The sequence below is a fragment of the Rhizobium sp. FG96 genome (genome assembly GCF_057808655.1).
The window spans coordinates 172463-191722 of record NZ_JBMDIL010000006.1 but is presented as its reverse complement, the minus strand read 5'-3'; the positions used below and the strand labels follow the sequence as shown (position 1 = coordinate 191722).

Below are 19260 nucleotides of genomic sequence, written 5' to 3'. Positions count from 1 at the left end.
CCCTCGATGCCCGTACGATCAGAGGAAGACAAAGAGCGAAAGAAGCGCGAAAGCCTGACGGCTTTCGTGCGTGCCGAAGCGGCTGCCCTCGGCTTTGAGCTCTGTCGCGTCACCCGGCCGGACTCCATTCCCGAAGCGAAGGCTCGGCTCGGTGAATTCGTCGATGCCGGACGTCACGGCACGATGGAGTGGATGGCCGAGACGCTGGAGAGGCGCGGCGATCCGCGCACGCTCTGGAGCGATGTGCGCTCGATCGTGGTTTTCGGGCTGAACTACGGCCCGGAAGAGGATCCGCGCGGCATCCTTGCCAAGCCGGACAAGGCTGCGATCTCCGTCTACGCACGCAACCGCGATTATCACGACGTCATCAAGGGCCGTCTCAAGGAGATCGCGACGCGCTTTGCGGCACGGGCGGGTGCCGATGTGAAGGTCTTCGTCGATACCGCGCCGGTGATGGAGAAGCCGCTCGCCGCCGCTGCCGGGCTTGGCTGGCAGGGCAAGCATACGAACCTCGTCAGCCGCACACATGGATCCTGGCTGTTTCTCGGCTCGATGTTCACCACCGCCGACCTCGATATCGACGCGGTGGAGAGCGATCACTGTGGCTCCTGCCGAGCCTGTCTCGATGCCTGTCCGACGGATGCCTTTCCGGCGCCCTATCAAATCGATGCGCGGCGCTGCATTTCCTATCTGACGATCGAGCACAAGGGGCCGATCGCTGCCGAATTCCGGCCACTGATCGGCAACCGCATCTATGGCTGCGACGATTGCCTGGCCGCCTGTCCGTGGAACAAGTTTGCTGCCTCGGCATCCGAGATCAAGCTCCAGGCGCGCGACGACCTGAAAGGGCCGTCGATCGCTTTCCTGCTGACGCTGGATGATCCAAATTTCCGCACATTCTTCAGCGGCTCTCCGGTCAAGCGGATCGGGCGGGACCGCTTTATCCGCAATGTGCTGATCGCCGCCGGCAATTCCGGTAACCGCGAATTCATCGGCGCCTGCCGTGATCTCAGCGCCGATCCCGCACCCGCCGTTCGCGGCATGGCGATATGGGCGCTGTCGCGGCTGATGAGCGCTGGCGAATTTTCTTCATTTGCGGCAGAAAGGCCCAATGAGGAGGACGCCGATGTCCTCGACGAATGGCGCATGGCGGGAGCAATGGCATGAAACTGGTGATCTTCGGCTGCGGTTACTCCGGAATGGCGATCGCCAAGGCTTTTGCTGCGGCAGGCGCACATGTCTGCGGAACCACGCGCAGCGCCGAGAAACTCGGCCAGTTCACCGCAGCCGGTATCGAAGGCTTCATCTTCGATGGCGAGACGCTGAGCCCCGAGCTTGCAGCGGCCATGCGCGGCGCAACCCATCTCGTGCAATCGATCGCGCCCCGCGAGAGCGGCGATCCGCTCATCAATATCGCCGGTTCAGAGCTCGCGACGCTGATGCCGGAGCTGCAATGGATCGGCTATCTCTCGACGGTCGGAGTCTATGGCGATCACAAGGGTGCCTGGGTTGGCGAGGATACGGTCTGCGTTCCGGTTTCCGGACGCTCGAAGGAGCGGCTGGAGGCAGAGCAGGCCTGGGCCGATACCGGCGCGGCACTCGGCATCCCGGCAGCGGTCCTGCGTCTCTCCGGCATTTACGGGCCGGGACGCAACGCTTTCGTCAATCTGGAGCGCGGCACGGCGCGGCGGCTGATCAAGAAGGATCAGGTCTTCAACCGGATCCGTGTCGAAGATATCGGCGGCTCCTCCTTGTTCCTGTCCAAGGAGAAGCTCGGCGGCATCTATAATGTCACCGACGATCTTCCGGGTCCGCCGCAGGATGTGATCGTCGAGGCGGCCCGCCTGATGGGCGTCGAGCCGCCGCCAGAACAGGCCTTCGAGACGGCCGAACTGACGCCGATGGCACGCTCTTTCTATGGAGAGAACAAGCGGGTCTCCAACGCCAAACTGAAGGCTGCCGGCTTCGCTTTCGCCTTCCCGAACTATCCGATGTCCCTCGCCCAGATGTGGCAGGACGGGCGCTGGAAAACTAACACTTCCGAATTAGCAAAATAACCCTTCAAAGAGCAGAAAATTCCTACTTCCGAATTTTCTCAATCAAAATTTCGCGCCGATTTATGGTTAACGGCCTCTAAATTTGCGCAAATACGGCAACAAATATGGCGGTACGGCAAAATTATTTTTGTGATCGCCGTAACATTCCGTGAGCAGACTCTGTTCGCGGAAAAATTGTTCTAATTTTACCTGATTCTATTATCTTTTTTCCATGATTGCGGCAGCAAGACTTTATTGACCTTAACGCGCACAGAATCACGAATATTACAGTCTGTAACATTCCGTGATCGATGGTGGCACTTTTTCGCCACTTTTGGACGGATTCAAGCCCTCACCGCCCCCAAGGCGCAAGTTCAATAGTTGAGGGATACTCCGTTTTGAGGAAAACCAGCCGTTCTCTAATCACTGCCGCGGCAATTGCAGCCTGTTCTTTTATCCTTCCTGCCGAAGGATTTGCTGCAGCTGGATGTGGTGGTGCTTCGTGGTACGCACTGCACTCCAAAACTGCTTCCGGCGAACGTATGAACCCCGCCACCCTGACTGCCGCACACCGCTCTCTGAAATTCGGCACCAAGCTCAAGGTCACCAACCGCAACAATGGCCGTAGCGTCATCGTTCGCGTCAACGATCGCGGCCCGTTCATCCGCGGCCGGGTTCTGGACCTGTCGCGCGCTGCCGCTCAGAACATCGGCATGGTCAGCACCGGCACCGCCAAGGTGTGCTACGAAGTCGTCGCCTCCCGCTAAGGCGTCCCATATGCTTGCGCCGTTGAGCGCTTGCTCTTGCCGTCAATCGCGTTTACCACGCGCTTGAGACTTGTGAATTATCCGCTGCATCTGTCTTTCTTCCCGCGGATCGTTCACAAGCCGTTGGCAACAGGAGACTTGTGAATGCGTTTGGGCGGCCGCCTCGAAGGGGCGATTTCGGTTCTTGCTGACATCGAGCAGCGAAAGAGACCTGTCGCCGACGCGCTCAAGGACTGGGGCCTTGCCCATCGCTTTGCCGGATCCGGCGACCGCGCCGCAATCGGCAACATCGTCTACGACGCCCTGCGCATGCGCCTGTCGCACGCTTTCCTGATGGATGACGACAGCCCGCTGACGCTCGCCTATGCCGTCATGCTGCGCCAGTGGGGCTTCACCCTGGAAAGCCTGGCCGCCGAACTTTCCGGCGACAAATTTGCGCCGCCCGAGCTGCCGGCCAACGCCGCCGCAGCCTTTGCCGAGCGCGATCTCGCAGACGCACGTCCCTATATTCAGGGCGATATCCCGGAATGGGTACAGCCCTCCTTCGAGACCGCCTTCAGCGACAGCTGGCTTGCCGAAGCGCAGGCGCTTGCCACGCGGCCGACACTCGACCTGCGCGCCAACATCCTCAAGGCCAGCCGAGAAAAGGCCGTGAAGGCGCTGGAGCGCTCGGGAGCGCATGAGGCGAAGATCGCGCGATACGGCATGCGCATACCGGCCGGCGAAGGCGCCTCACGACTTCCAAACGTCACGGCCGAGCTTTCGTTCCAGAAAGGCTGGTTCGAAGTTCAGGACGAAGGATCGCAGATCGTTGCCGATCTGGTGCTGCCGAAGGACGGTGAGCAGGTTCTCGACTATTGTGCTGGTGGTGGCGGCAAGACGCTCGCCATGGCGGCCGCGATGCACAACAAGGGCCAGGTTCACGCCTATGACGCCGACCGCAAGCGGCTGGCGCCGATCATCGAGCGCCTCAAGCGTGCGGGCACGCGCAACGTCCAGGTTCACGACGATGCCAAGGCGCTTGCTGCGCTAACCGACCGCTGCGACAAGGTGCTGGTCGATGCGCCCTGCACCGGCACCGGCACATGGCGCCGCCGCCCGGATACCAAGTGGCGGCTGACGGCCAAGAACCTCGACGAGCGCACCAGCCAGCAGCAGGATGCGCTGACGCAGGCGAGCGCCTTCGTGCGCCCCGGCGGCGAGCTGATCTACGTGACATGCTCGGTCCTGCCGCAGGAGAACGAGGAACAGGTCCGCAAGTTCACGGCCGATCATCCGGAATTTGCGATCGTCAGCGCCCTGCCCGCCTGGAACAGCCTGTTCGGCACCGCCGCGCCGCAGCCACGCTCGTCCGACCAGGCGACGATCACGCTGACCCCGGCATCGACCGACACCGACGGCTTCTTTTTCTGCCGGATGCAGCGCAAGGCTTGAGGCTTTTTGCCGCCGATCGCTGGGGTCGATCCGCTTTTTGGAAACGTCAGCGTTTTAGCGTTTCCGGTCCTTAAAACCATTCCAAACTAGAGTGTTTGACACAAGTTTGCTTTTGGGCGATGAGACTCCGGCATTTCAGACGGAAATCCGTCACAGGAGAGGACCATGAAGCTCAACAAGAATGTCTGCGTAGCATTGGCGCTGGCGGTAGCCCCCCTATCCGCCGCACCGGCTTTCGCAGCCGCCCCGAAGGCCGCTGACGTCGTCAAGCATTATGCCGACGTCGGGCATGCGAAATACGAAGACTCGCTGACCACCGCAAAGGCGCTCGACGCCGCCATCGGCGCCTTCCTGAAGGCACCGACGGACGAGACACTGAAGGCCGCCCGCGACGCCTGGATCAAGGCCCGCGTTCCCTACCAGCAGACGGAAGTCTACCGCTTCGGCAACCCGATCGTCGATGACTGGGAAGGCAAGGTCAACGCATGGCCGCTGGACGAAGGCCTGATCGACTATGTCGACGCCTCCTACGGCACCGAGAGCGACGAAAACTCGCTCTACGTCGCCAATGTTATCGCCAACAAGACGATCAAGATCGATGGCAAGGATGTCGACGCTTCCAAGCTGACGCCCGAATTCCTCTCCGGCACGCTGGCTGAAGCAGGCGGCGTCGAAGCCAACGTTGCGACCGGCTACCACGCCATCGAGTTCCTGCTCTGGGGCCAGGACCTGAACGGCACCGGCCCGGGCGCAGGCAATCGCCCGGCAACCGACTACGATCTCAAGAATTGCACGCACGGCAATTGCGACCGCCGCGCCGAATACCTGAAGTCGGCCTCCACGCTGCTCGTTTCCGACCTGCAGGAAATGACCGACAACTGGGCTCCCGGCGGCGCTGCGACCAAGCATGTCGAGGAAAATGCCAAGGCTGGCCTCACCGCCATCCTGACCGGCATGGGTTCGCTCTCCTACGGCGAGCTCGCCGGCGAGCGCATGAAGCTCGGCCTGCTGCTGCACGATCCGGAAGAAGAACACGATTGCTTCTCCGACAACACCTACAACTCGCACCTCAACGATGCGATCGGCATTGCCGCTGCCTACACGGGCGAATACACCCGCGTCGACGGCACCAAGATGACCGGGCCGTCGCTGCACGACCTCGTCGCCGCCAAGGACAAGAAGCTCGACAAGGAAGTTGCAGGCAAGCTGAAGACGACGCTCGACGCCATGCACGCCATGGCCAAGCGCGGCGAGACGGTCGAGAAGTACGACCAGATGATCGGCGAAGGCAACAAGGAAGGCAACGCTGTCGTCCAGGCCGCCATCGACGGCCTCGTCGACCAGACCAAGTCGATCCAGCGCGTTATTGCCGCACTCGACCTCGGCAAGGTTGAGCTTGAAGGTTCGGACAGCCTGGATAATCCTAACGCTGTCTTCAAATAAGCAATAAAGGCGGGCCGTCCTGCAGAAGGGCGGCCCGAACTCCGAAATGCCAGATCAACGGGCTCGCCGTCTCTATTTCAGCGTCGCGCTTCTCGCCACGCTTGCCGGCCTTCCCGTCGCGCTCGCCGCCAATTTCGATCTGCCGCTGAAGCGCACCGATCTTTCCGACGCCGACCTGAAGCGGGTCGCCGATGTGACGCGGCCGGCGACGGATTTCTCGAAAGCCGAGCCCTACGAAGCGATGCAGGCGGGTGCGGCGACCTCGATCGACCCTGTTACCGAAGACAGCTTCTCGCATATCTCTGCCAATATTCCCTTCGAGGAAGAGCAGAACTTCAAGCTCGGCAACGCGCTGTTCAAGAAGCTCTGGGTGTCCGCGCCCTCCTCCACACAAGCTTCCGACGGCCTCGGGCCGCTGTTCAATGCGCGCTCCTGCATGAGCTGCCACGTCAATGACGGCCGCGGCAAGCCGCCGGAAGGCGGCGTCAGCACTACGTCGATGTTCCTGCGGCTGGCACGCACGCCGAAGACGCCGGACGAGGAAAAGGCGATCGCCGACGCTGAGACCGTCAACTTACCCGACCCCGTCTACGGTCACCAACTGCAGGACCTCGCTGTGCCCGGGCTTGCGGCCGAGGGACGGATGAAGATCAGCTACGCCGAAAAACCGGTGACGCTTGCCGGCGGCGAAGTCGTGTCGCTGCGCGTGCCCAGCTACTCCGTGACCGATCTTGCCTATGGCCCTCTCGACCCGGCGACGACGATCTCTCCGCGCGTCGCGCCTGCGATGATCGGCCTCGGCCTCATCGAGGCGATCCCGGCTGCCGATATCCTGGCGCATGCCGATCCCGACGATCGCGATGGCGACGGCATATCGGGCAAGGCTGCAATCGTGCGCGATCACCTGACCGGGCAGATTGCGCTCGGCCGCTTCGGCTGGAAAGCGCAGAACGCCACCGTGCGCGATCAAAGCGCCGATGCCTTCTCGAACGATATCGGCATCTCCACCCCCGACCGCCCGGACGCCCATGGCGACTGCACCGATGCCGAGACCAAATGCCGCAAGATGCCGACCGGCGTACAGAAGCGGCTTGGCAACGAAGAGGCGCCGGGGCCGGTTCTCGATCTCGTGACCTTCTACTCCGCCAATCTGGCGGTGCCCGCCCGGCGCAAGGCGAGCTTTGCCGATACGCTGCGCGGCAAGCAGCTTTTCTACCAGTCGGGATGCGTCGCCTGCCACGTGCCAAAATTCGTGACGCGCCGCGACACGGCTGAAAAAGCTCAATCTTTTCAGCTTATCTGGCCCTATTCCGATTTCCTGCTGCATGACATGGGAGACGGGCTTGCCGACGGGCAACAGGTCGGTCTTGCAAGTGGACGTGAATGGCGCACGCCGCCGCTATGGGGTATAGGACTGACCCGGACTGTCAGCGGACACAGCTTTTTCCTGCATGACGGCCGCGCCAGGAACCTCACCGAAGCAATCCTCTGGCATGGCGGCGAAGCAGAAAAAGCCCGCGATGCATTCTCCTCTCTGCCGAAAGACGATAGAGAGGCCCTGATCAGATTCCTGGAGTCCCTGTAATGCGCCTTTGGCAACCTCTCGTTCTCTCGCTTGCCCTTGCCGGTCAGGCTGCCGCCCAGACGGCGCCGGCGCCCTCGGGCCTCAACGAAGACGCGGTGCCGCAGGTGATGGCGCGCGCCGTCGACGAGGTGATCCGTCCGGGTTACCGCAACATGCAGCAGTCCGCCGCCCGCCTGACGACGGCGATGAAGGACCTTTGCGCCGATGGCACGCAGCAGACGCTCGACAAGGCGAAATCGACCTTCGACGACACGATCCGCTACTGGTCGAATATCGAGATCGTCCAGACCGGACCGGTCATTCACGACAACCTCTTCGAACACATCCTGTTCTTCCCGGATCGCAAGGGCGTCGGCCTGAAGCAGGTCCAGGCGCTGATCGCCAAGGCCGATCCGCAGGATGCCACGGTCGACGCGATCGCCGGCAAGAGCGTCGCGCTGCAGGGACTGACGGCGCTGGAATATGTGCTCTACGGCAATGGTTCCGACGACCTGACCAAGCAGAAGAACGGCTTCCGCTGCCAGTATGGCGCGGCTGTTGCCGGAAACATCCAGCGCGAGGCCGGCGAAGTCGTCGCCGCCTGGGAAAAGCCCGATGGTGTCCAGGCGAGCTGGAAGCATCCCGGCCCGGATAGCGAAGACTTCATGGATAACAAGGAAGCGGTGACGGCTCTCCTCGGCATCCTCGTCCATGGTGCCGAGACGGTTCGCGACCAGCGCCTGGAACAGTTCTACAAGGGCAAGGATGCGGCTCCGCGCCCGCGCATGGCGATCTACTGGCGTTCGAAGAACACCTGGAAATCGATGGCCGCCAATATCGAGGGACTGCGCACGCTCTGGCAGAAGGCCGGTATGGCCGACCTGCTGCCCGCCGACAAGAAGCCGATAGCCGATGCGATCGAAGCCAACTTCAAGACGCTGCTCGATACGGTGCCGAAGCTCAATCCTGATATCGATGTCGCGACCAGCGATGCCGAAAGGGCCAAGCTCGATGCGTTTCTGGCGACCGGCCGCGACCTGATTACCAAGATCAGCGACGATTACGGCGGCGCGATCGGCCTTTCGGCCGGCTTCTCCTTCTCCGACGGGGACTGAGCCCGATGTGGCGCAGCGCGGCGATCGACCGGCGCGGTTTCGTGAAGGCCGCAGGCGTGACCTTCCTCGCCGCCCTGCAGCCGCGCAGCCTCTTCGCGCTCGAGCGCGCCGACGCCGTCTATGCCTCCGGCATCCGTGCGGCGGATGGCTCTTTTGCCGTTGCGACCGTCACCGAACGCGGCGAGATCATCGATCAGGTCGAGCTGCCCGCCCGTGCCCATGGCATGGCATTCAGCAAGGCGACCGGCAAGACCGTGGCCTTTGCCCGCCGCCCGGGCACATATGCGATGATCTTCGACCCCTGGAACAAGGGCGAGCCCATCGTCATCACCTCGATCGAGGGGCGGCATTTCTACGGGCATGGGAGTTTCTCGCCCGATGGCCGCATCCTCTATGCCAGCGAGAACGATTTCGACGGCAATCGCGGCATGATCGGACTCTACGACGCCACCAATCGCTTCGCCCGGATCGGCGAATACGAGACTTTCGGCGTCGGCCCCCATGACATGACCGTTTCCGATGACGGACGGATGCTGGTCGTTGCCAATGGCGGCATCGAGACCCATCCGGATTTCGGCCGCACCAAGCTCAATCTCGACGCCATGCAGCCATCGCTGGCACTGATCGACGCGGCGACCGGCGCGCTGATCGAGAAACGGACGCTGCCGCCGCAATGGGCGCAGGTCTCCACCCGCCACGTCGATCTCGATGCCGATGGCCGCGTCTGGTTTGCCTGCCAGTATGAGGGTTCGCGGCGCGATCTGCCGCCGCTCGTCGGGCATTTTTCGAAGGGCGAGGATCTGACTCTCATCGACCTGCCGGAGGAGACGACGCGCCGCCTCGGCAGCTATGTCGGCGCCATCGCAGTCAACCGCGCCGACCGGCTGATCGGCATCACCTCGCCGAAGGGGCTCTCGGTGACGATCGATGCCTGCACCGGCCGGATGGTCTCCGAGGATGCCCTGCCCGAGGCCGCCGGGATCGCACCGGCCGCACATGGCTTTGCCATTTCCTCTTATGACGGCGAGTTCCTCTCGGCCCATAGCGATGTGGCATGGGATCAACACATCGTGCGAATTGCGCGCCAGCGCACCTAGGCGCGCTGGACCACGGAATATGCCGCCCTAGCTCCGCGGCATGAGCAAAGCCCTCACCTATCTCGTCTTCATTGCCGTCTCGCTCGGAGGCGGGCTGCTGATCGGCACCAACAATCTTCCCGGCGAATGGTACCAGTCGCTGGCCAAGCCGGCCTTCAATCCGCCGAACTGGGTTTTCGGACCGGTCTGGTCGATCCTCTACATCCTGATTGGCATTGCCGGCGCACGAACCTGGATGCGTGGCCATCTTTCGGCGGCGATGCTGATCTGGGCGGTGCAGATGGTTTTCAACTTTCTCTGGTCACCCTTCTTCTTCGGCGCCGAAATGCCGCGGGCGGCCCTTTTTATCATCATCGTCCTGCTGGCATTGGTCATCGCCTTCATCGCTAATCGATGGCAGGCGGACCGGATCTCAGCCGCGCTTTTCCTGCCCTATGCCGTCTGGGTCGGCTTTGCGACAGTTCTCAACGCCTCGATCGCCTACCTGAACTGAATTGCCTTCCGCCATCCTTGTCGAATCCGGCGCGCCATGCCACTTTCGCCGCTCGAAGGGGACAAGGTATGAGCGTCGGCAATAGCGGAGACTTCCGCGAACGGATCAGGCAGAGCTTCTCGCGCCAGGCGGCGATGGAGACGATCGGGGCGGAACTGACGCGTGTCGAACACGGCGTCGTCGAGATCGAGCTGCCGTTCGACGTGAAGCTGACGCAGCAGCACGGCATCCTGCATGCGGGCATCATCTCCGCCGCGCTCGACAGCGCCTGCGGTTTTGCCGCCTACACGATGATCGACGCGGATGCCTCGATCCTCACAATCGAATTCAAGGTCAACCTGATGTCTCCCGGCCGGGGCGATCGCTTCCTGTTCCGGGGAGAGATCACCAAGCCCGGCAGCAACATCATTGTCGCGGACGGCCGCGGCTACGCGATCGGCGACGGCCCCGCGAAACTGATTGCATCGATGACGGGCACGATGATGGTCGTGCGAGGAAGAGAGGGAATTACCGGATGAAGTTCGAGCTGAAATCCGTTGCCGGAAAATCGATCCTGTTCGTGATGGCAGCGGAGGCTGAATACGGCCCGTTCCTCAAGTCCCGCTTCGAACCACTGATGACCGGTATCGGCCCGGTCGAGGCCGCGATTGCGATGACGAAGACGCTGGCTAGGCTCGACGCGACCGACGATCTGCCGCAGCTCGTCGTCTCCCTCGGCTCGGCCGGTTCGGCAAAGCTCGAGCAGACCGAAGTCTATCAGGTCTCGTCCGTCTCCTACCGCGATATGGACGCCTCGCCGCTCGGTTTCGAGAAAGGCAAGACGCCTTTCCTCGACCTGCCGGCGACGCTCGACCTGCCGCTACGCATTCCCGGTATTCCCGAGGCTACGCTTTCCACGGGCGGCAACGTGATCTCAGGTCCCGCCTATGCCGAGATCGCCGCCGATATGGTCGACATGGAAACCTTTGCGATCCTGCGCGCCTGCCAGGGATATAATCTGCCGCTGATTGGCCTGCGCGGCATTTCCGACGGCGTCGAGGAGCTGCAGCATATTTCCGGCTGGACCGAGTATCTTCACGTCGTCGACCGCAAGCTTTCCTATGCCGTGGACAGCCTGTTTACGGCGCTGGAAGACGGCGTATTCTGGTTCTGAAAGCCTTGATAGCAGGGACAATCGGGACAATAAAATCCGCCACGCCCCGATTTCCCGCATTGCAAGAACGGGTGCTTTTCATTAAAGGCTCGCCATGACCCAGACAGCACATCCCGACAGCGTTCTCATCGTCGATTTCGGCAGCCAGGTAACCCAGCTGATCGCGCGCCGCGTGCGCGAAGCGGGGGTCTACTGCGAGATCGTTCCCTTCCAATCCGCCGAAGAGGGCTTCAAGCGCCTCCAGCCGAAAGCCGTGATCCTGTCCGGCAGCCCGGCCTCGACGGTCGATGAGGGATCGCCCCGTGCGCCGCAGATCATCTTCGACAGCGGCCTGCCGATCTTCGGTATCTGCTACGGCCAGCAGACGATGTGCATGCAGCTCGGCGGCAAGGTCGAGAGCGGCCATCACCGCGAATTCGGCCGCGCCTTCCTCGAGGTCGACGAAGACAGCAAGCTGTTCGAAGGCCTCTGGTCGAAGGGTTCGCGCCACCAGGTCTGGATGAGCCACGGCGACCGCGTCACGGCGCTGCCTGAAGGCTTCAAGGTCGTGGCGACCTCGCCGAACGCGCCCTACGCCTTCATCGCCGACGAGAAGCGCAAGTATTACGGCGTGCAGTTTCACCCGGAAGTGGTGCACACGCCCGATGGCGCCAAGCTGATCGGCAACTTCATTCACAACATCGCCGGCATCAAGGGCGACTGGTCTATGTCGGCATACCGCCAGAAGGCGGTCGACGAGATCCGCAAGCAGGTCGGCGACAAGCGCGTCCTCTGCGCGCTCTCGGGCGGCGTCGACAGCTCGGTTGCGGCCCTGCTGATCCACGAGGCCATCGGCGACAAGCTCACCTGCGTGCTCGTCGATCACGGCCTGATGCGCAAGGACGAGGCGGCCAATGTCGTCGCCATGTTCCGCGAACACTACAATCTGCACCTGATCCATGTCGATGCCTCCGACAAGTTCATCGGCGAACTCGAAGGCGTTTCCGACCCGGAGACCAAGCGCAAGATCATCGGCCGCCTGTTCATCGAGACCTTCGAGGAAGAGGCCAAGAAGCTCGGCGGCGCCGATTTCCTCGGTCAGGGCACGCTGTACCCTGATGTCATCGAAAGCGTTTCCTTCACCGGCGGCCCCTCGGTGACGATCAAGTCGCACCACAATGTCGGCGGTCTGCCGGAGCGCATGAACATGCAGCTCGTCGAGCCGCTGCGCGAACTCTTCAAGGACGAAGTACGCGTACTCGGCAAGGAGCTCGGCCTGCCCGATAGCTTCATCGGCCGCCACCCGTTCCCGGGTCCGGGTCTCGCGATCCGTTGCCCGGGCGGCATCACCCGCGAAAAGCTGGAGATCCTGCGCGAAGCCGATGCCATCTATCTCGACGAGATCCGCAAGGCCGGCCTCTACGACGCGATCTGGCAGGCATTCGCCGTGCTGCTGCCGGTCCAGACCGTCGGCGTCATGGGCGACGGCCGCACCTACGAATTCGTCTGCGCGCTGCGCGCCGTCACCTCGGTCGACGGCATGACGGCGGATTTCTATCATTACGACATGGAATTCCTCGGCCGCGCCGCCACCCGCATCATCAACGAAGTGCGCGGTATCAACCGCGTGGTCTACGACGTGACGAGCAAGCCGCCCGGCACGATCGAGTGGGAGTGATTCTCACTCCCACGGCCTAGAAGCCAAGCGACTGCTGGGCCGGCTCGGGCGGGCCCAGATTGACGCCTTCGAGCTCCAGCATCCTTACCTTCGAATTCGACCCGCCAGGGGCCGAAAAGCCGCCAATCTTGCCGCCGGCGGCGAGGACGCGGTGGCAGGGGATGATCAGTGCGACCGGGTTCTTGGCCATGGCCTGGCCGACGTCGCGGGCCGCTTCCGGACCGCGGCCGAGTTCCTTGGCGAGCGTGCCATAGGTCGTCGTCCGGCCCCAACCGACACGGCGGGCGGCGGCATAAATTTCGCGGAAGAACTCGTCCTGATTGGACAGATCCACCACCACATCCGAGAAGTCCACAGTCTCTCCGGCGAAGTAGCGTTTGACGGACTCGATCGTCGCTCCGACCGCGGCCGGCGGATCGGCGCTCACGCCTGACGACAGGCGCCGCAGCAAGAGCTGTTCGGTCGAACTTTCAGTCTTTGTCGGCAGCTGGAAGCGGATGATTCCGGCCGCATTCCAGGCGATGCCGCAATAGCCGCCAGCGGTCTTGAATATGCAGTAGTGATGCGTTGCCTCGCTCATGACGCAACCTCCATGATTGACTGTCCTCAAGATCGTATGCGCACAGCGGAGCTTCAACCCGTTTCTTGCCTGATGCACAGGGGTAGCGTTGGAGCGATTATTTGTTCTCTTTTTGTTCTTGTCAATCACCACCCGCCTTGCTAGCCTTTTGGCCTTCACGAGGAGGCGGCGAAGGCCGATTGACGATGAGAGCACAAAACCAGAGCGAATTCACGTTCGGACCACCGGCCAGTGAAATACCGCCAAGCCGCGCCGGTGGACCGGCGCACAAGCCCTGCAACGTCTATTTCGCTCTGCGCCCAGACGAGCGCGCCGCCGAACAGGCAAGGCGGCTGGCAGGCGAGCTGCGCCGCCGCTTTGGTCTGCGGGAGAGAGCGCGGCCGAAGCGGCTTCTCCATGTCTCGCTCTGCCATCTCGGCGAATGGGACGAGATTCCGCCGAGCATGCTTTTTGACGGGCTGGCGGCGGCAGCGGCCGTTCGGATGCGGCCTTTCAAGCTGACCTTTCGCCGTGCGGTCAGCTTCCGTCAGGGCAAACCGGCGCTCGTGCTGCGGGCCGACGAAGGACGGCAGGAGATCCTGGCACTTCATGCGCAGCTGGCGCTGGCGCCGATGAACCGCGGTGTCAGCGTTCGGGTTCAGCCGAAACTTGAGCCACATATGACGCTGCTCTACGACTATCGCAGCGTGCCGGAAACGATCCTGGCGGAGCCGATCGCCTGGATGGCAAAGTCCTTCGTGCTGATCAACAGCCTCACCGGCGAGGGCCGGCATGTGGACATCGAGGAATGGCCGCTGCTGGGCTAGGCTCCATTGGCGCTTGCGCGGTGCCGGTGGAGTTGCTTAAAGCTCCTGCACAGAGAATTTGGGAGTGCTGAACAGTGGATATTCGCGAAATCATCATTCCCGGCGATACGCCGGGTATCGAGTGGCGCCTGCCGGTGCTGCATTTCAAGGGCAACGATCCGCAGGCACCGAAGATCTATCTGCAGGCAGCACTCCATTCCAACGAACTGCCAGGAACGGCCGTGCTGCACTTTCTCTGCGGCAAGCTGCGCAAGGCGGAGAGCGAGGGACGGATCGCAAGCGACATCACCGTCGTGCCGCAGGCCAATCCGATCGGCGCCGCGCAGTCACATTTCGGCGAGATGCAGGGCCGCTTCGACTTGGGCACGCGCACCAATTTCAATCGCGATTTCCCGCTGATTTCGCTGCGCGACCGCGCCGGCCTGATCGAAAGCCTTGACCGCTACCGCGCCGCAGACCGCCTGAAGCGCGAGCTGATCCATATGGCACTCGGCGCCGATCTGGTGCTTGACCTGCATTGCGATGACGAGTCGCTGCAATATGCCTATATCGACGAGGCCTTCTGGCCGGAGGCGAGCGATCTGGCGAGCGCGCTGTCGATGGATGCCGTGCTGCTGTCGGATGGCGAAAGCTCGGCCTTCGAGGAGGCTGTCGGATTTGCCTGGAAATACGAAGTTCCCGGCGAGAAGCGCAGCCGTCTGCCGGGCAAGCTTTCGACCACGCTGGAGCTGCGCGGCCGCCGCGATGTCTATCCCGGCATGGCAAGCGCCGATGCGGATGGGCTCTATGCCTTCCTCGCCGCACGCGGCGCGGTGACCGGCGAAACAGAGCCGCTCGCACCCTTTAGCGGCCCGGCGGCACCGCTGGACAATATCGAGATGATCCGTACACCGGTGGCCGGCACCGTACTCTTCCACCGCAATATCGGCGAGACGGTTGCGACCGGCGACCTGCTGGCGACCATCGTGACAAAGCCTGGCATGGCTGACGGCGAAGTCGAAATCCGCGCGCCGCAGGCGGGCCTGATCGTCACACGCATCTCCGACCGCCTGGTGCGCCGCCGCGGCGACCTGATGAAGATTGCCTGCGACGCCCCGAGCACGGCGCTGCGCAAGGCCGGAACGCTGGAAGACTGATCATGGCAACGACGATTTACGGCATCAAGAACTGCGACACGATGAAGAAGGCCCGCATCTGGCTCGACGAGCACGATGCAGCCTACGACTTCCACGACTACAAGGCCTCCGGCATCGACCGGGCGCATCTGGAAGCCTGGATCGACAAGGCCGGTTGGGAAACGGTGCTCAATCGCGCCGGAACGACCTTCCGCAAACTGCCGGATGCCGAGCGCGAAAACCTGACGCGCGAGAAGGCGATTGCCCTGATGCTGGCGCAGCCGTCGATGATCAAGCGCCCGGTGCTGGAGCATGGCGGCAAGCTGCTGATCGGCTTCAAGCCTGAGGCCTATGCCGCGGAATTCGGACAGTAGTCATGTCTAAGACGACGCGCGCCACGCAGGTTCTAGCAAAGTCCGGCGTGCAATTCACCGTGCATACCTATGACTACGATCCGAATGCCGAGCGCGTCGGCCTGCAGGCGGCAGAGGCGCTCGGCGAAGAGCCGCACCGCGTGTTGAAAACGCTGATGGCCGAAGTCGACGGCAAGCCGGTCTGCGTCGTCGTGCCGTCGGACCGCGAAGTCAGCATGAAGAAGCTTGCTGCCGCATTTGGCGGCAAGGCTGCAAACATGATGAAGCCCGCCGATGCCGAGCGCCTGACCGGCTATCACGTCGGCGGCATCAGCCCTTTCGGCCAGAAGAAGCTTGTTCCCACCGCCTTCGAGGAAGCGGCGCTTGCCGAGCCGCTGGTTTACATGAATGGCGGACAGCGCGGGCTGCAGGTGAGGCTTGCGCCGGCGGATGCAGTGAAGGCACTGAGCGCCAAAGCAGCTTCGCTGATCGCTTAGGCAAACCTCTTCAGAAGCCTCGAGATCGCGCCCGCAGAGGCATCGTCGAGCTTCGAGCCGACATGCCTGTCGATCGCCTTCCCATAGATGGTCCACATCCGCTCCCGAAGGGCGCGACCGCTGTCCGTCACGGCAACCCATCGGCCGCGGCCATCGTCCGCAAATGTCTCGCGGATCACCAAGCCCTCGCGCTCGAGACGATCGATCAGACGGGAGAGATTATATTGCGCCAGCAGCGTCCGCTCTTCGATTTCGAAGGGGCGCAAGCGGCCATCCTGCGCGCGATCAAGCTCCCACAGAACATCGTACCACCCGAGCGGCGGCATCCCCGCCTTCTTCAGGTCGGTCTCGATGGCCTGCAGCAGTTTCTGCTGGGCGCGCATGATGCCGATCCAGGCTTGGGTGACGGCATCTGAGGGAATGGTTTCTTCGGACATGAATGCAATTACATCTATCTTGACAGAAGCTGCAATCCTATTTATATGCACTTACATCTATTGTGGAGAACCCAATGCAAAAGCTTACTCTGATCTCCCATCATCTCTGCCCCTATGTGCAACGCGCGGCGATCGCGCTCGGCGAGAAAGGCGCGCCCTTCGAGCGGATACTGATCGACCTCGCCAACAAGCCGGACTGGTTCCTGAAGATCTCGCCGCTCGGCAAGGTTCCGCTGCTGGTCATAGAAGAGGACGGCGAAAAAGCCGTGCTCTTCGAGAGTGCGGCGATCTGCGAATATCTGGACGAGGCGCAACCGGGTCCAAAGCTGCATCCCGCAGATGCGCTGTCGCGCGCCCGGCATCGTGGCTGGATGGAGTTCGGCTCCTCCATACTCGCCGATCTCTGGACCTATGAGACCACAAGCGATGCGGCGCAGCTTGAGGACAAGCGCAAGATCATTGCCGGAAAGTTCCGGACGATCGAGGCAGAGCTTTCGGCGTGGCCATTCTTCGCGGGAGAAGACTTCAGCCTCGTCGACGCCGTCTTTGCACCGATCTTCCGCTATTTCGACGTCTTCGACATGCTGGCCGAAAGCCATATCTTCGACGGGTTACCGAAGGTTCAGGCGTGGCGGCGCGAACTTGCGCAGCGACCGAGCGTGCGTGCGGCCGCCTCCCCGGATTATCCGGAACGGCTGATGACCTTTCTCGAAAAGCACCAATCCGTTCTGCTCCGGCGGAATGCGGCCTGAGCATTTGTTCCGGCGCGGCGAATCCGAAGCGTCGAGCTTCAATTTCGCCGCAAACGGGTCTAAGTCTGCTGCCTGCAATTCTATCAGGAGGTAGCGACCATGAACTTCATGCCACAGGGCCATTCCGTCGATCCGGTGAAGCTGGACAAGCTTGCGGAGGTGGCGGTGAAGGTGGGTCTGCAGCTGCAGAAGGGCCAGGACCTGGTGATCACCGCGCCGGTGGTTGCCATACCGCTCGTCCGTTTGATCACCAAGCACGCCTATCAGGCGGGTGCGGGCCTGGTGAACTCCTTCTATTCCGACGAGGAATCGACGCTGGCGCGCTATCAATATGGCAGCGACGAGAGCTTCGATCGGGCATCCGGCTGGCTCTACGACGGCATGGCGAAAGCCTATGCCAACAATGCCGCGCGCCTGGCGATCGCCGGCGACAATCCCATGCTGCTGTCGGAGCAGGATCCAGGCAAGGTGAGCCGCGCCAACCGCGCCAATTCGACCGCCTACAAGCCGGCGCTCGAGAAGATCTCGAATTTCGACATCAACTGGAACATCGTTTCCTACCCGAACCCTTCCTGGGCCAAGCTGGTCTTCCCGAACGATCCGGAAGCGATCGCCGTTGCGAAACTCGCCAAGGCAATCTTTGCCGCATCGCGTGTCGATCTGGACGATCCGATCGCCGCCTGGGCCGAGCATAATGCCAATCTGCGCAAGCGTTCGGCCTGGCTGAACGGCCAGCGCTTCTCGGCGCTGCATTTCCAGGGACCGGGCACCGACCTGACCGTCGGCCTCGCTGACGGCCACGAGTGGCATGGCGGCGCTTCGATGGCAAAGAACGGCATTACCTGCAACCCGAATATCCCGACCGAGGAAGTGTTCACCACGCCGCATGCGCTGCGCGTCGAGGGCCATGTGTCGAGCACCAAGCCGCTGTCGCACCAGGGCACGCTGATCGACAACATCCAGGTGCATTTCGAGGGCGGCCGCATCGTCGAGGCGAAGGCAACGCGCGGCGCAGAAGTGCTGAACAAGGTGCTCGATACCGACGAAGGCGCACGCCGCCTCGGCGAAGTGGCACTGGTGCCGCATTCATCGCCGATTTCGGCGAGCGGCATCCTGTTCTACAACACGCTGTTCGACGAAAATGCCTCGTGCCACATCGCGCTCGGCCAGTGCTATTCGAAATGCTTCCTTGATGGCGCCAACCTGACCCAGGATCAGCTCAAGGCGCAGGGTGGCAATTCCAGCCTGATCCATATCGACTGGATGATCGGCTCCGACAAGGTCGATATCGACGGCATCAACCCGGATGGATCGCGCGTGCCTGTCATGCGCAAGGGCGAGTGGGCCTGAGCGGCCCGGCGTCATACCTCCGATAATGCCTTGCGGACGCGCTCCAGGTGGGCGCGCCGCTTCTCTGCTGTTGCACGGTCCATATCGTGCAGGCTGAGCATCCGGAAATCGAGCCGTTTCGAGCAGAAATTGGCGATGCCGCGCTTCAGCAGCCGGCGCACCGGATTGCCCATATAGAAATGCACCAGCCACCAAGGCGACCCTGTCGTCGTCAGCGCCCAGAGCAGCTTGATATTGGTCAGTTGCGGAACGATCCGCCCGCCGGCAGGATCATGCGTGAACGCGACGCCGGGCACGAAGACGCGATCGAAGAAGCCCTTGAGGACCGCCGGAAAATTGAACCACCATTGCGGAAAGACGAGGATCAGGCCATCGGCCGCTTTCAGCCTTTCGACCAGGCCCGCGACGGCTGATGTATCATAGGGATCGTCGAAATATCCGCCGCGCTCACTACGGCTGAGCCGCGGATCGAAATCCTCCTCATAGAGATCGAGAAGATCGACCGTATGTCCGCCACTGGCGAGCGTCGCCTGCGCTTCCGCTGCGACCGATGCGGCGAAGCTGTCTCTGAGCGGATGGGCAAGAACGAGCAGGATGCGCATCGAGGCTCC

General features: G+C 62.3%; 21 protein-coding genes. 18 read left to right on the top strand and 3 right to left on the bottom strand.

Translation table 11 applies throughout. From position 1 onward, the window contains the following. Positions 1 to 6 precede the first annotated feature (6 nt). From queG to guaA, 12 genes are all read left to right on the top strand, one after another. On the top strand, positions 7 to 1167 hold the full coding sequence (gene queG, locus ACODR6_RS13990) for a tRNA epoxyqueuosine(34) reductase QueG (protein ID WP_489022698.1): 1161 nt from the start codon (positions 7 to 9) through the stop codon (positions 1165 to 1167). Further along, positions 1164 to 2057: an SDR family oxidoreductase gene (locus ACODR6_RS13985; RefSeq protein ID WP_489022697.1), complete on the top strand. Its 894-nt coding sequence runs from the start codon at positions 1164 to 1166 to the stop codon at positions 2055 to 2057. The genes queG and ACODR6_RS13985 overlap by 4 nt, the downstream gene beginning before the upstream one ends. Positions 2058 to 2434: 377 nt before the next feature. Beyond that, complete coding sequence (locus ACODR6_RS13980) at positions 2435 to 2803, top strand: septal ring lytic transglycosylase RlpA family protein (RefSeq protein ID WP_162708644.1); 369 nt, start codon at positions 2435 to 2437, stop codon at positions 2801 to 2803. A 144-nt stretch (positions 2804 to 2947) separates the two neighbouring features. Next, positions 2948 to 4237, top strand: a complete 1290-nt coding sequence (locus ACODR6_RS13975) for an RsmB/NOP family class I SAM-dependent RNA methyltransferase (protein ID WP_489022696.1) — start codon at positions 2948 to 2950, stop codon at positions 4235 to 4237. 165 nt (positions 4238 to 4402) lie between these two features. Further along, a complete protein-coding gene (locus ACODR6_RS13970) occupies positions 4403 to 5680 on the top strand; it encodes an imelysin family protein (RefSeq protein WP_489022695.1) in 1278 nt (425 codons plus the stop codon). A gap of 46 nt (positions 5681 to 5726) precedes the next feature. Beyond that, positions 5727 to 7265, top strand: a complete 1539-nt coding sequence (locus ACODR6_RS13965) for a di-heme oxidoreductase family protein (RefSeq protein WP_203429745.1) — start codon at positions 5727 to 5729, stop codon at positions 7263 to 7265. Next, complete coding sequence (locus ACODR6_RS13960) at positions 7265 to 8359, top strand: imelysin family protein (RefSeq protein WP_489022694.1); 1095 nt, start codon at positions 7265 to 7267, stop codon at positions 8357 to 8359. The genes ACODR6_RS13965 and ACODR6_RS13960 overlap by 1 nt, the downstream gene beginning before the upstream one ends. Before the next feature lie 5 nt (positions 8360 to 8364). After that, positions 8365 to 9456 (top strand): DUF1513 domain-containing protein, encoded by a 1092-nt coding sequence (locus ACODR6_RS13955; RefSeq protein WP_203429747.1) that lies wholly within the window; start codon positions 8365 to 8367, stop codon positions 9454 to 9456. A gap of 40 nt (positions 9457 to 9496) precedes the next feature. Further along, positions 9497 to 9949, top strand: a complete 453-nt coding sequence (locus ACODR6_RS13950) for a TspO/MBR family protein (protein ID WP_203429748.1) — start codon at positions 9497 to 9499, stop codon at positions 9947 to 9949. Between the two features lie 68 nt (positions 9950 to 10017). Further along, positions 10018 to 10467, top strand: a complete 450-nt coding sequence (locus ACODR6_RS13945; RefSeq protein ID WP_112713905.1) for a PaaI family thioesterase — start codon at positions 10018 to 10020, stop codon at positions 10465 to 10467. Continuing rightward, positions 10464 to 11102, top strand: a complete 639-nt coding sequence (locus ACODR6_RS13940) for a 5'-methylthioadenosine/S-adenosylhomocysteine nucleosidase (RefSeq protein ID WP_203429749.1) — start codon at positions 10464 to 10466, stop codon at positions 11100 to 11102. The genes ACODR6_RS13945 and ACODR6_RS13940 overlap by 4 nt, the downstream gene beginning before the upstream one ends. A 94-nt stretch (positions 11103 to 11196) precedes the next feature. Continuing rightward, entirely contained in the window at positions 11197 to 12759 is a 1563-nt protein-coding gene (guaA, locus tag ACODR6_RS13935) for a glutamine-hydrolyzing GMP synthase (RefSeq protein ID WP_203429750.1), read from the top strand. A 16-nt stretch (positions 12760 to 12775) separates the two neighbouring features. Here guaA and ACODR6_RS13930 read toward each other — a convergent pair whose 3' ends face one another. Beyond that, the gene (locus ACODR6_RS13930; protein WP_489022693.1) at positions 12776 to 13339 is read right to left on the bottom strand and encodes a methylated-DNA--[protein]-cysteine S-methyltransferase; all 564 of its coding nucleotides are present in this window, start codon (positions 13337 to 13339) and stop codon (positions 12776 to 12778) included. A 185-nt stretch (positions 13340 to 13524) separates the two neighbouring features. On the opposite strand from ACODR6_RS13930, the gene ACODR6_RS13925 reads away from it, so the two are divergent. The 4 genes from ACODR6_RS13925 to ybaK all read left to right on the top strand — a co-directional run bounded on the left by ACODR6_RS13925 (position 13525) and on the right by ybaK (position 16110). Then, the gene (locus tag ACODR6_RS13925) at positions 13525 to 14145 is read left to right on the top strand and encodes a 2'-5' RNA ligase family protein (protein ID WP_489022692.1); all 621 of its coding nucleotides are present in this window, start codon (positions 13525 to 13527) and stop codon (positions 14143 to 14145) included. Between the two features lie 74 nt (positions 14146 to 14219). Next, on the top strand, positions 14220 to 15281 hold the full coding sequence (locus ACODR6_RS13920) for a M14 family metallopeptidase (RefSeq protein WP_489022691.1): 1062 nt from the start codon (positions 14220 to 14222) through the stop codon (positions 15279 to 15281). A 2-nt stretch (positions 15282 to 15283) separates the two neighbouring features. Beyond that, complete coding sequence (locus tag ACODR6_RS13915; protein ID WP_489022690.1) at positions 15284 to 15634, top strand: ArsC family reductase; 351 nt, start codon at positions 15284 to 15286, stop codon at positions 15632 to 15634. Positions 15635 to 15636: 2 nt separating this feature from the next. Then, on the top strand, positions 15637 to 16110 hold the full coding sequence (gene ybaK / locus ACODR6_RS13910; protein ID WP_203429754.1) for a Cys-tRNA(Pro) deacylase: 474 nt from the start codon (positions 15637 to 15639) through the stop codon (positions 16108 to 16110). On the opposite strand, the gene ACODR6_RS13905 is transcribed toward ybaK, so the two are convergent. Then, positions 16107 to 16547: a MarR family winged helix-turn-helix transcriptional regulator gene (locus ACODR6_RS13905; RefSeq protein ID WP_203429755.1), complete on the bottom strand. Its 441-nt coding sequence runs from the start codon at positions 16545 to 16547 to the stop codon at positions 16107 to 16109. The two genes, ybaK and ACODR6_RS13905, sit on opposite strands and share 4 nt — an antisense overlap. Positions 16548 to 16621: 74 nt before the next feature. Between ACODR6_RS13905 and ACODR6_RS13900 the strand changes: the two genes are divergently transcribed. Together ACODR6_RS13900 and ACODR6_RS13895 are read left to right on the top strand one after the other, a co-directional pair. After that, a complete protein-coding gene (locus ACODR6_RS13900) occupies positions 16622 to 17299 on the top strand; it encodes a glutathione S-transferase family protein (RefSeq protein ID WP_489022689.1) in 678 nt (225 codons plus the stop codon). Between the two features lie 99 nt (positions 17300 to 17398). Next, positions 17399 to 18649, top strand: coding sequence for an aminopeptidase (locus tag ACODR6_RS13895; protein WP_203429757.1), 1251 nt, complete (start codon positions 17399 to 17401; stop codon positions 18647 to 18649). 11 nt (positions 18650 to 18660) lie between these two features. Here ACODR6_RS13895 and ACODR6_RS13890 read toward each other — a convergent pair whose 3' ends face one another. Next, on the bottom strand, positions 18661 to 19251 hold the full coding sequence (locus ACODR6_RS13890) for an NAD(P)H-dependent oxidoreductase (protein WP_203429758.1): 591 nt from the start codon (positions 19249 to 19251) through the stop codon (positions 18661 to 18663). Positions 19252 to 19260: the final 9 nt, after the last annotated feature.